Raw genomic sequence first — 12,274 nt, 5'->3', positions numbered from 1 at the left:
TCCTAACGAACAGCCTTCTTACTTGTCGTAAATACTCGTCTCCATATAGGCGTTGGCTTCATAGGAATAAATCCCTAAATCACTAAGGTGTGAAGTCACGCACGAATAGACATCGACCTTGTAGTAGAAGCCCGCCACTTCCTTTTCGAACCGATACAATGTAACCGGGGTGAAGTCATCGGTCATATTGCAAGACCAATAGCCCATCGATTGAAGTTTTGACGGTTCATATTCCTCCCGGCTCTTCAGGGTAAACCCGTGCGATTCCACCAAAGTGGCATATTCATCGGCCTTTTCTACCGCTTCAGCAGGGAGTTCCGACTCCCGGCCGACAGTGCTGTAGCATTTCCAGGTCGTCCGAAGCGAATCGTCGGAATAGGTCCTATAGAAGGAATCTGTCGCATCCATGATGAACGCCAGATCCGCAGGCATGTCCCTATACTTGGGCGAACTGTAGTCCTTCCTTGGTTCCGTGGGAATTTCATCAATTCCCGCATCACGAGCAATCACTTTAATGTACAACATCCCCGAAAGAAACATGCGCATCAAAACCGGAGAAACAACGCTAGTCTCGCCCTTTGTAATAACAAGCGAATAAACCTTACCGCCAGACGTTTTCGTGTAAACGTGCGAATCCTCGGTGTAGACGTTGTCCAGCGAATCGTTGGAATAGGTTCCCGCATCGGCAAAACCCTTTGCCGTCGCATCGCCGACCAGTTCCGCAGCAAGGTCGTCGCAGCCGCTGCCACAAGCATAGGTTTCGCCGCGCCACACGACCTGTTTCCCATCGGCATATTCAGTGTATTCCGTTTTGGTCTTTACGTATCGTTTCACGAAAGACATGTCGCTGGGATAATCCGGCAGGGAATCCCTGCTCGACGCATTTGTCGACAACTCCTCGAAGCCCTTCTTCAAAATGACAACCTTTATATCGAAATTGAAATTGTACGTAGCCGAATATTTCGTGATGGCGACCTTGTAAACAACGTTGTCCTTTTCCTTCTTGTAGACATAGGACGTATCACTATAGCCCGACATTTTCACCGAATCGTTCTGTACAATGCCCTCATAAGCAAAGTCCTTTTTCCCGAGAATCTTTACAAAGTCCCCCGCCGCGCTATCCCGCACGTTCGAATTGTCCATAGACTTCCGTCCAGAAAAGAACCATACCTTTTGATTGCCATCAGCCATGTTCATGTAGCCCAAGCGTTTGTAATTCGAATCCAGGAAGGCCAAATCAGCAGGGAGATCCGGGACCGTATCGAACGGATTGTAAATGGAACTCGACGACGTTTCGGCAGGCTCAACGTCCTTGCTGCTGGACGACGAACTGGATGCGGGCTCATCGCCCGGAATATGCCAGCGGCCGCCTTCGCAGACGAAGTACTCGTTATACATCTTACTCAGCTTGTTCACATTACGCTTGGTTTCGTTTTCGCGCTTGTCGTTGCAGGCGCCGAGGCCGTAGTTATTCCACCAGAAGTTCGTGACGTATTTTTCGAATTCGGGAACGGTATCGGCGTACTTCCAGTCTTCCACGTTCTTGCGCACCTTCGAAAGCGAGCCCTTCAAGTCAACATCGCTTGCCCAGTCCGCAATCGCCGTCTTCACGTCGGCATCGTCCCAGCTGCCGCCTTCCGCAAGCGATATGCTGAACTCGCCCATGCGCTCGGTAAGCCCAGCCACGTCGACATCGCTCTGCAAGAGCACGCTTATCGCAAGCAGAGCCGCATTGCCGTCACCCGTCTCGAAGATGTTCAAGTCCTCCGATTCCGCGAAGTCGCCCTCGATCCCGAACGTTGCGAGCACTTCCCTTTCGGCCTGTTCCTTCGCTTCGGCAATAGACTTTTTCTTCTCGGTCACGAGATACATCACGCGCTCGTATTCCAGGTGCGTGAGCAGGTTGATGTTCACGTGCTTTCTGTCCTTGAGGTCGGTCAAGGCGCGGAGCGTCACCTGACCAGAAGACTTCTTGCCCGAAATCTCGTCGCGGTAGTAGCCCGATGCCTCGAGAATCGCGTACTGCGATTCCAGATTGATGTCCTTGATGGCGAAGTCGCCCTTGTCGCTCTTGATGGAGCCCTTGAAGCTCTTGCCCGTCTGCTTGAGCGTGATACCGTCAAGTTCCTGCACGGTTACCGCAGAACCCGTGACGAACGGGCCCTTCTGCGACACGCCCGCAACTTCCCAGTCCGTGACGGCAACAATGCCCGCATCGCCCGAAGCACCGCCCGCAACGCCATTGTCGTCGGAACCCGTGTCCGAACAGCCCCAGAACATGGCCCCGGCAGCGAGGCAACCTAAAATACGATTCCACTTCATAATCGTTTCCTTTTTCATAAATCTACTCTTTTTCATGACTATCTCCCCTTTTTATCTTCATTTTTCTTCCCCAGGCGTTCGCTCATCGGGAACAACTGCACGTTCAGGCGATAAACCTGTTCCGTCTCGTCTTCTTCGGTGGCAATCGCCACCACTCGGCGGTAATAATCTTCAGTCTCTTTCTTGATGCGTTCGTACGCACGGCGCGTAAGGCCCAGCGTGTACCCCGACATCATGCGTTCCGATAGCGGCAGGTCCAGCGACTGGATGGCAAACTCCCCCATTTGCCTTTGCAGGTCGCGCGCCACCACCGGAACCGCATCCACGCTCCCCATCTTGATGGCCTTGTCCGTCTGCTGGTAGTTTCCGCTCCTGTCCTTCTTCAGGAGCTTCGCCTTCACCAAGAAGTTGAGCGTCTCGGAGACTTCCGCCGCCGAAATCTTCTGCCTGCAGGCCTTCGCCATTTCAAGCGGTCTTGCACCCGGCATGTGCGGGGCAAGTTCACGGATTACGGAATTTTTCCACGACTTGAAGTAATCGAATTCCTCGCGCCCGAGCACGCGCATCTTGTGGGCCTGCGCGAGAGCACAGCGCTCCTCGAACGCGGCCCGCTTGGCCGTATCGCTCTTGGCATGCGCATACGACACCATCAAGATAAAATAGTCGTACTCGAAACCGACCAGCCCCATGGCGCTTGCCACCGAGCCCGCCGAAGCGATGCTCAAATTCTTTTTCCCCTCGCACACGTACTTCAGGTACACATCCGACGAAAAGCCCGCCTTCTGGGCAAATGCATGCCATGAGAAAGCGGAGCAACGCTTTCGTTCATCGTAGTAGTCCTGGATGAACTTGCGATAATCTGTATATTCAATGATTTCCTTCATGGTATCAAATATAGGTTTGTTTTTGCAGTTTAGAACATAAAATTTGCGTTTTTGAGCAAATTTTACCACTTTTTGCAATTTTTCTAAAAATTGAGCAAATCAGAACATACACTACATGTTCTGAGAACATGAAAAACCCCGCCATTCCTGGCGGGGCCTTCTTCGTTCTCCTCCTAGCAAACTCAGTTCTTCACGCAGCGCACACGGCCAGCCTTTCTCCGGTTTTCGGTCGGCATGCCATAATCGATAGAGATTTCGAAGGCGTAAGTCTCAAGATCCCTGTAGTTGGCCAGCGCATTCGCGTATTCGGGAATCCATTCGATATCTTCGCTGCCATGGTGCGCTTCATAATAATTCAACCACATTGAACGTTCCGCATACACATTCTCGGGGATAAACGATTCATGCGTATACGTGTGGTAGTAAAGATCCAGGTATTTCTTTTCCATCGGGTATAGGTTGAAATCGAACCTGTTGTAGAACACGCCCACCAGGTCTTTATCAGATGCGGTTTCCGAATCCGTTCGCCAGGATTCATTGAGCAGGTTGTTCACCCCTCCCACGTAGGTAACCAGGGCCTCCCAATCCAGGCTGTTGGCAACGTGCCAACCACTGGGGCAAATTCCCTGATGCAGCGAATCCACCATGCCGGCTTTGACAGCCTTCGTCATATAGCTCTCGCTCAACCCCATGGCAGCCGCCCAGCTATAGATTCCAGGCTCGCTACGTCCTCCGTTCCTACCCTTGGAAGTCTTGGTCGAGGCGTCCGAATACATCAGGTCTTCGGCCATCCATTCATACTTCGTCCCGAGAAATTCAAAACTTACCGTCTTGTATTCCCGGCCGTCGCGCGGGTCCTTCATAGTTCCCGACCCGTGAGGAATCGGCATCTTGAGGGAATCGAGATGCCCCTTCGTCGTATACTTCCAGCCCATTCCGTCGCAAAGGAAGTAGGCCGGGTTCACATACTCCATCCGATCTAGGTCATAGTTGTAATACCCAAACGGCTTGTCGAGTATCCTCGATTCTCCCCAGCGTTTGTCGTTGCATTCTTCGAATCCAAGGTAATGGTCCAGTACCAAATGGTGGAAATAACGCCTCTCCGCCATAAGGTCGTACTCGTCCCTACCAATCAAGCCGGTTTCGCCAGAGTGCATCACATTGCCCAAGGAATTGTATAAATAGGCAGTGTAAGCAAGAGGCGCAATCAAGGAATCGCTGAGGGTTCCGTCTTCTTCCAGGTCATCGGCGTATCCATCCACATAATCCTGTAACATGCCACAGTCCGTATTGGCCGGGTCCATCCTATATTCCCACTCGTTTCCTTCGCCATTCCAAGGAATAATGAAGTCTCGAGTATCCACAAAAATACTGATATGATAAAGAGCCATGTCCGCAGCGGATGTACTGAAGATGTTCAGGTCTTCCGCAGAATTTACGGGAATGAAGACACCGAATGCGGCGAGCACTTCCGCAGCGGCCTGTTTCTTGGCCTGGGCAAAGGGCACGCCATCCTTGACCAACTTCAATACACGCTTGTATTCAAAATGCGTCAGCAAGTTGATATTTGCGGTAATACGTTTTTCCATGTTGGTAATGGCATTAAGGTGCAAGACGCACACAGAACGTTCGCCACTGACATCATGAATATAGTGGCCTTCGGCGGAAAGAAGCGCATACGGGCTTTCCAAATCAAGACTATCGAATTCGAAGTCACCCTTGTCGTTAGTGACCGTGGTATTGAATTCCTTGCCCGTGGGTTCCAGGCTCCCTTCTGCAGATGTTTCCCGGAGCACGACGCTGGAGCCCTCCACAAACGGGCCCTTCTGCACCGCGCCCGAAAGCTTTTTGCCCGCGAGGGCGACAATGCCGGCATCTTCCGAAGTTCCTCCCGCGACATCCCTGCCATCGGAACAAGCGTCAAGCACAAACACACAGGCCGGAGCCAAAACGAGTCGAATGCACGTCCTTAATTTTTCACACAAATTCATCTTTACTTATCCTCCTTTCCAAATTTCTTTTCCTTGTCCAGCTTTTCGGTCATCGGGAACAGTTGCAAGTTCAGGCGATACACCTGCTCCGTCTCGTCGTCTTCCGCGGCAATCGCCACGATGCGCCGGCGGCAATCCGCCAGTTCCTTCCGAATCCGTTCGTACGCACGGCGCGTAAGCCCGAGGGTCAGCCCCGACATGTCGCGTTCAGAAAGCGGCAGGTCCAAGGCCTTCACCGCAAACTCCCCCATCTGTCGCTGCATATCGCGGGCCGCCACGGGGACCGCATCTACCGAGCCCATCGAGATGGAGTTGTCCGTCTGGCGGTAGTTCCCGCTCCTGTCCTTCTTCAGGAGCTTCGCCTTTACTAAAAAGTCGAGCGTTTCGGAAACTTCCGCAGCAGAGATTTTCTGCTTGCAGGCATGTGCCATCTCGAGCGGTCTTGCTCCCGGCATGTGCGGGGCAAGTTCGCGCAGTACAGGATTCTTCCACGACTTGAAGTAGTCGAATTCCTCCTTCCCGAGCACCCGCACCTTGTGTGCCCTCGCCAGCGCACACCTTTCCTCGAACGCGGCCCGTTTCGCCTCATCCCCCTTTGCATGGGCGTACGAAACCATCAGGACAAAGTATGTGCTCTCGAAACCGGCGAGACCCATCGCGGCGGCGACAGAACCTGCAGCCCCAACACTCAGGTTCTTCTTCCCCTCGCAAACGTACTTCAGGTAAATCGGCGACGAGAACCCGGCATCGCGCGCGAAGTCGCGCCACGTGAATGCCGAGCTGCGCTTGCGTTCATCGTAGTAGTCCTGAATGAACTTGCGGTAGTCTGTGTATTCAATGATCTCCTTCATGTGCACAAATATAGGAAATTTCGACTAATTCGGAATACAAAATTGCGTTTTTTGCTTAATTTTTACTATTTTTAAGGAAATTTTAGAAAATTATGCATTTCGGAATACAAACAGGTATTCCTGGAATACAGCTAACGAGACAAGGGAGGGCGCCGCCCTCCCTAATCTTAATCTAGTTCCTTACGCAGCGCACAAAGCCTTTAGGCTGTACTTCCGAGTCGGATACATAATTCCAGTTAATCGAAATCTCGATGGTCGTGAAATCCGTTTTCGTCAAGGGGTAGTCATTATATTCATCCCGCATAAAGAACTCTCGGTTCCACACATCGTCATTGGGACTGGTTGGCTGGAAGGACATCCTTGGAGCATAGGTATGGAAATAGGCTTCCAGGAATTGCTTATCTAGCGGAACGAGATTGAAGTCCAGCCTGTTGTAGAACACTCCCGTCAGGCCCTTCGCAATGGCGGTTTCCCTGTCAGTCCTCCAATTTTCGTCGAGCAGGTTGTTGGGATTGCCGTCCACGTAATCTAGCAGGGTTTTCCACTCCTCGCTATTCGCCACGTGCCAGCCGTCGGGGCAGATTCCCTGATGGAGCGAATCGATCAGGCCTTCGCGCACAAACCTCGTCATGTAGCCCTCGTTAAGGTGCATGGCCTCGGTCCAGCTATAGACACCCGGCTGATGGAGGTTTGCGCGACCTCCCTTCGTACGCGTTACCGGGGCAACGCTATACATGAGGTTTTCCGCCATCCATTCATACCTTTTCCCTTCGTACTCAAAGCTTATCGTCTTGTATTCCCGACCGTCACGCGGGTCAATCATGGTGCCATTTTCATGTTCAAACATCGTTGTGAGCGAATCGATGTATCCCCTTGTCTTTATATCCCACTTATAGCCATCGCAAAGGACGTAGCCGGAATCCAAGATACGCTGTTCCCCCTCCTGATAGTCATAGACCTCTATGGGCTTGTGAAACGCCGTATATTCGCCCCAGCGATTCTCGGTGCATGCATCTATCTCCAGATGGTGCAAGAGCACCAGCTTGCTGAACTCGTATTCCTTTTTCATGACCACCAGATCGTCATACGACCCTGGGTCAGCGGCTTCCTTTTCCCACATGTCGTCTTCATCGATAAATTCCATATGGGAATACATACGGGTGACTTCGTAGGCATGGCCTGCGATAGCCTGCATAATGGAATCACTGAGTTCACCATCATCGGCAAAATCTTCCGCAAAACCATCAAGATAATTCTGCAATTTCGGGCAATCTTCTTTTTCATCATCAACCCAATAAGTCCATTCCGGGGTATTATCGATAAGAAGACTGATATTGAACAGGGTACTGTCCCCTTCGGACGTATTGAATATATTCAAGTCCTCCGCAGAGGAGACGTCAATATCGACACCGAACGCAGCGAGAACTTCCCTGGAAGCCTGCTTCTTGGCTTCGGCGAAAGGCACGCCTTCCTTAACCAGTTTCAATACGCGCTTGTACTCGAAATGCGTCAGGATGTTGACGTTAGCCGTACTGCGGTTATTCAGGTTCGTGACCGCATCAAGGCGCATGGGGCATTCCGAACGTTCACCGTCGTATTCGTGAGCATAGTAACCTTCGGCAGAAAGCAGCGCATACTGGCTTTCCAGATCAAGCTCGCCAAACTGGAATTCACCCTTGTCGTTCACAGTCGTCGTATGGAATTCCCTGCCCGTGGGCTCAAGAGTCCCTTCTGCCGACGTTTCGCGGAGAACGACGTCCGAGCCCTTTACGAGCGGCCCCTTCTGCGCAGCACCCTTGATTTCCTTACCCGCAAGAGCAATAATGCCTTCGGATTCCTCGCTCGTGCCCGCCGTCTGAGTGGAACACGCACAAAGCGCGAGGCTCAAGGCAGATACACCCATAAAAATATTCTTTCGCATAAACATAATCACTCTCCTTTACCCGATGTGGACTTGCCACGATTCTTGCCACTGTTCAAGTTTTCCGTCAGCGGGAAAAACTGGAAGTTGAGTCTACAGACCTTATCCGGATGCGGCTCGTCGGCGACAATCGACACGATGCGCTTGCGGCACTGCGCAAGTTCCTCCACGACCTTCGCGTAGGTCTCGGCGGTCACGCCCATAGTAATTCCGCTAAAGTGACGTTCCGAAATGGGCAACTTGTCAAGCGCCTCGAGCGCGAACTCGCCCATCTGGCGTAGCAGCGAATGCACCGCGACGGCGACCACGTTCAGGCGGCCCGTAGTCAGCGAGCGGTTCGTCTGGTGGTAATTGCCCTTGATGTCGCGCGTGATGAGCCCCGCCTTCATGAGAAAGTTCAGGCTCGCGCTCACGTCCGCCGCAGAAATCGCGGGCCTGCAAGCCTTCGCAATCTCGTGCGGCTTTGCACCCGGCATGGCAACCGCCAGCTCGCGCACCACAGAATGCTTCCAGGTTTCGTAGAACGTGTAGAGTTCGCTCCCCAGGATCTTCACGTGGTGTGCGGCGCTCAGCGCCTGCATCTCCTCGAAGCACTTCTTCTTTTCGCGATCCGTCTTCGCGCCTTCGTAACGCACCATCAAAATAAAGTAGTCGTACTCGAAGCCGAGCAACCCCATAGCAAGCGCAGTTTTCTTCGCTCCTTCTTCCCGAAGACGCGTCTTGCCGTCGCAAACCAGCTTCAAGTACGACCCCGATGCGAACCCGGCAATCTTCGCGAACTCGCGCCACGTGAAAGCCGAGGTGCGCTTGCGTTCACGGTAGTAATCCAGTACGTACTCGCGGTAATCCTTGTATTCAACAACCGATTTCATCATGACTATAAGATAGATTTATACAGGCGGCCGTGCAACATTTTTGTTAAAACAAAATTGGCGATTTTAAACAAATTTCGCGGTTTTTAATTATAAGGAAAAGATTTTTGTTAAAGTAAAAAACAAAAGTGGGAATTCTATAGAACAAAAAAGGAGCCCCCGAACGAGTCGGGGGTGACATGCGGGAATACAGATTCGCGGGGATGCGGGAATATAGATGTATGAGATGCGGGAGTACAAGTGCGCGAGAATGTGGGATTACAAAAGCGCATGGATGCAGGAAATACAAGTGCGCGCGGGCGCTAGACGCCGGCGGCTTCAAGGCGCTTCACGTGGCAGTAAGCCAGTTCCTTTGTCTTCTCATCTCTGAGATGCAAGCTGGAACCTTCGCAGTAGCGCCAGTACTTGCAGTCCCTGCATTCGCCAATTCGTGCCCAGCGGCGGTCGCGCATTACCTGGTAGCGGTTCTGCCACACGTCCCAAAGGTCGTCCTTGTAGATGTTGCCTTGTATGTAGTCACCGCGCAGGCTCGGGCACGCCGAAATACTCCCGTCGCAAAGCACGGAGGCAATGTTCACGCCCGCCCAGCAGAAGAACGGCTGGTCGCGCACGACCTTCTCGTAACTCCCTAGGAACCCTTCGCAGTCGTAGTTCACGTTGATCTGGCCCTGTTTCTTGGCCTCACGAATAAACTCGAACACCTGGCGGAACTCGTCGTTCGTGAGCATGAACAGCGGGTTGTCCTTCGCGCGGCCCTTCGGGAACACGTTCGAGACCCTCCAGCGCCTGACACCGAGATTCACGAGCAGGTTATGGATACGCGGGAGTTCCGCAAGGTTTCTCTTGTTCACGCAGGTCATCACGTCGAAGATGAGTTCCTTGACGCTTGCCGCCATGTGGATGGCGCGCACGGCGCGTTCAAAGCTGTGCGGGTTGCCGCGGAAAAGATTGTGGTTTTCCTCGAGCCCGTCAAGGCTTATCGTAAGCGAGCGGAGCCCCGCGTTCATAAGGTTGGTAAAGCGTTCGGGATTCAGGCCGAGCCCGTTTGTCACCATGCCCCAGGCGTAACCGCGGTTCTTGATTTCCTGTACGCATTCCTCGAGGTCGGCACGCATCAGCGGCTCGCCGCCGGTAATCACGACTGCAAAGTTCCTGGGGTCGATATGAGGGGCAAGGCTATCGAGCACCCGCAAAAAATCTTCGCGAGGCATATCCGGAATGGCGTCGGCAACGCAGTCGCTCCCGCAGTGCTGGCAATGCAGGTTACAACGCAGCGTGCATTCCCAAAAGAAATACGTCAGCGGGTGCGCCTTGATCTCATTATGACGGTAGAGGCGGTATGCCTCGAGCGCGAGTTTTTTCTTGAGGCCAAGCTGCATCAGATGCCGTACAGGGGCTTGGGCTCGTCAATCGTGGTGTCGGGGCCGCAGATATCGCTCGGGCAACCGTACAGGTCCACGGCTCCATCCAGGATATTGTACTTGGACTGGAATTCAGCGTAGTTGTAGACCCTGCCGTCATCGCACTTGTAAGTCGTTTCCTTGACGTAGACAACACCGTACTTGGCACAAATCTGGTCGCCACTACATTCCGGAACCTGCGCAGTTTCTGTTTCCTCTTCCGTGCAGGTGACACCGTCTTCGCAGGCAATCTTCTTGCCCTTCCGTTCGCAAGTGAACATCACGCCATACTTAGGAGCAATCGACTCGCTGCTGGAACTGGGGGCAATGACACCGTACTTCGCGGCAATCATGCTGGAACTCATCGGCACGCCGTACTTCGGCGCAATAATGTTCCCGCTGTCGGAACTTTTCGCATCGGAACTCGTGACATTTCGGTCGTCGCTAGATGCAGGCGTTGCGGCAGAGGAACTCGAAGCCGTAGCCTCGTCTGCAGAACTTGCAGCTTCGGCACTGGATTCCGGAGTTCCGGATGCAGAACTAGTATCGGCACCTTCCGTCGCGGAACTGGACCTCGGGTCCGGATTATCAATCGGAGGCGTATTGCTACCATCGTCGGCAGAGGAAGTAGTATCGCAACTGGCCCAGAAGAAAGCGGTCAGCGAAAGCAGGACTTTTTTCCAATGTTTGTAGAGCATCTGAAACTCCTCCCTAAAAGACGCTTATAGTAATATATATAAAAGGGAATCGCTAGTCAAGCAGACACAAGACGACAAAAACGGAGCATATATAAAAAAAGGAGCCCCCGGCGCATTGCCGAGGGCATTCCTTATAAGATCCTCGCCTTCGCGAGGATGACGTATTGTCGGCTAGCTCAGGCGGCTAATCATGTAACCGGCGCAGACTGCAGTACCGATAACGCCGGCCACGTTCGGGCCCATAGCATGCATCAGCAAGAAGTTCTGCGGGTCATACTTGGCACCTTCCACCTGGGAAACACGTGCAGCCATCGGCACGGCGGACACGCCAGCAGAACCGATAAGCGGGTTCACGGGGTTCTTCGGAGAGCACCAGTTCATGATCTTCGCGAGGAAGAGGCCGGCTGCGGTCGAGAAACCGAAGGCGACAACGCCCATGGCGATAATCATGAGGGTCTGCGGCTTCAGGAAGATGTCGGCAGACATCGTGAGGCCCACGGAAGTACCGAGGAAGATAGTCACGATGTTCATGAGTTCGTTGGAAGAGGTCTTCACCAAGCGTTCCACGACGCCGGCTTCCTTGAAGATGTTGCCGAGCATGAGCATGATGATAAGGGCAGAAGCGTCGGGCACCACGAGGATGCAGACGATCATCACCATCACGGCGAACACGATGCGTTCGGCCTTAGAGACCGGGCGCAGGGCCTTCATGCGGATCTTGCGTTCCTTGTCGTTGGTCATCAGGCGCATGATAGGCGGCTGGATGAGCGGGACAAGAGCCATGTAGGTGTAGGCCGCCACGGCGATAGGTCCGATGAGGTGCTTTGCGAGTTTGTTCGCAGTGAAGATGGAGGTCGGACCGTCGGCGCCGCCGATGATACCGATGGAGGCTGCTTCACCGAGAGTAAAGCCACCGAGAGCCACGGCACAGAACATGGTCGCGAACACGCCGAACTGAGCGCCACCGCCGAGAAGCAGCGTACGCGGGTTGGCGATAAGCGGTCCGAAGTCCGTCATGGCACCCACGCCCAAGAAGATGATGGGCGGGAAGAGTTCCAGGTGGATACCCTGGCTGATGTAGTAGTAGAGGCCGGCAGTCGGCGTGAACATACCTTCGATGCTCCAGCCGCCATCGTAGAACCCGGCGCTCGGGATATTCACCGCCAGTGCGCCGAGAGAAATCGGCAAGAGCAGCAGCGGCTCATACTTTTTGACAATCGCCAAGTACATCAGCACGAAACTCACGATCCACATAATCACCATGGGGCCGGTGACATATGCGAATCCGGTATCGCACGCGAACTCGACGACCGAATTTAAGAGTGAACTCATTTA

The 12,274-nt window shown here is 53.2% G+C and carries 9 protein-coding genes; all 9 read right to left on the bottom strand.

Annotated elements, in window-relative coordinates; genetic code table 11:
• Positions 1-18 precede the first annotated feature (18 nt).
• On the bottom strand, positions 19-2,322 hold the full coding sequence (locus tag CRO08_RS00420; protein ID WP_141398169.1) for a hypothetical protein: 2,304 nt from the start codon (positions 2,320-2,322) through the stop codon (positions 19-21).
• Positions 2,323-2,360: 38 nt separating this feature from the next.
• On the bottom strand, positions 2,361-3,206 hold the full coding sequence (locus tag CRO08_RS00415) for a TIGR02147 family protein (RefSeq protein ID WP_176495007.1): 846 nt from the start codon (positions 3,204-3,206) through the stop codon (positions 2,361-2,363).
• A gap of 182 nt (positions 3,207-3,388) precedes the next feature.
• Positions 3,389-5,197 (bottom strand): FISUMP domain-containing protein, encoded by a 1,809-nt coding sequence (locus CRO08_RS00410; protein ID WP_097034619.1) that lies wholly within the window; start codon positions 5,195-5,197, stop codon positions 3,389-3,391.
• Positions 5,198-5,199: 2 nt separating this feature from the next.
• A complete protein-coding gene (locus CRO08_RS00405) occupies positions 5,200-6,048 on the bottom strand; it encodes a TIGR02147 family protein (RefSeq protein WP_097034618.1) in 849 nt (282 codons plus the stop codon).
• Between the two features lie 172 nt (positions 6,049-6,220).
• The gene (locus tag CRO08_RS00400) at positions 6,221-7,969 is read right to left on the bottom strand and encodes an FISUMP domain-containing protein (protein WP_176495006.1); all 1,749 of its coding nucleotides are present in this window, start codon (positions 7,967-7,969) and stop codon (positions 6,221-6,223) included.
• Between the two features lie 8 nt (positions 7,970-7,977).
• Entirely contained in the window at positions 7,978-8,844 is an 867-nt protein-coding gene (locus CRO08_RS00395) for a TIGR02147 family protein (RefSeq protein ID WP_097034616.1), read from the bottom strand.
• A 299-nt stretch (positions 8,845-9,143) separates the two neighbouring features.
• Positions 9,144-10,220 carry a TIGR04133 family radical SAM/SPASM protein gene (locus tag CRO08_RS00390; RefSeq protein WP_097034615.1) on the bottom strand — a complete coding sequence of 359 codons (1,077 nt, stop codon included), beginning with the start codon at positions 10,218-10,220 and terminating at the stop codon, positions 9,144-9,146.
• Complete coding sequence (locus CRO08_RS00385; protein WP_097034614.1) at positions 10,220-10,939, bottom strand: hypothetical protein; 720 nt, start codon at positions 10,937-10,939, stop codon at positions 10,220-10,222. Before CRO08_RS00385 ends, CRO08_RS00390 begins: the two co-directional genes overlap by 1 nt.
• Positions 10,940-11,110: 171 nt before the next feature.
• The gene (locus CRO08_RS00380; RefSeq protein WP_097034613.1) at positions 11,111-12,271 is read right to left on the bottom strand and encodes a sodium ion-translocating decarboxylase subunit beta; all 1,161 of its coding nucleotides are present in this window, start codon (positions 12,269-12,271) and stop codon (positions 11,111-11,113) included.
• Positions 12,272-12,274 lie beyond the last annotated feature (3 nt).

This window comes from Fibrobacter sp. UWT3 (assembly GCF_900230125.1).
In the GTDB taxonomy this organism is placed as follows: domain Bacteria; phylum Fibrobacterota; class Fibrobacteria; order Fibrobacterales; family Fibrobacteraceae; genus Fibrobacter.
This window is presented reverse-complemented; position numbering and strand designations above follow the sequence as displayed.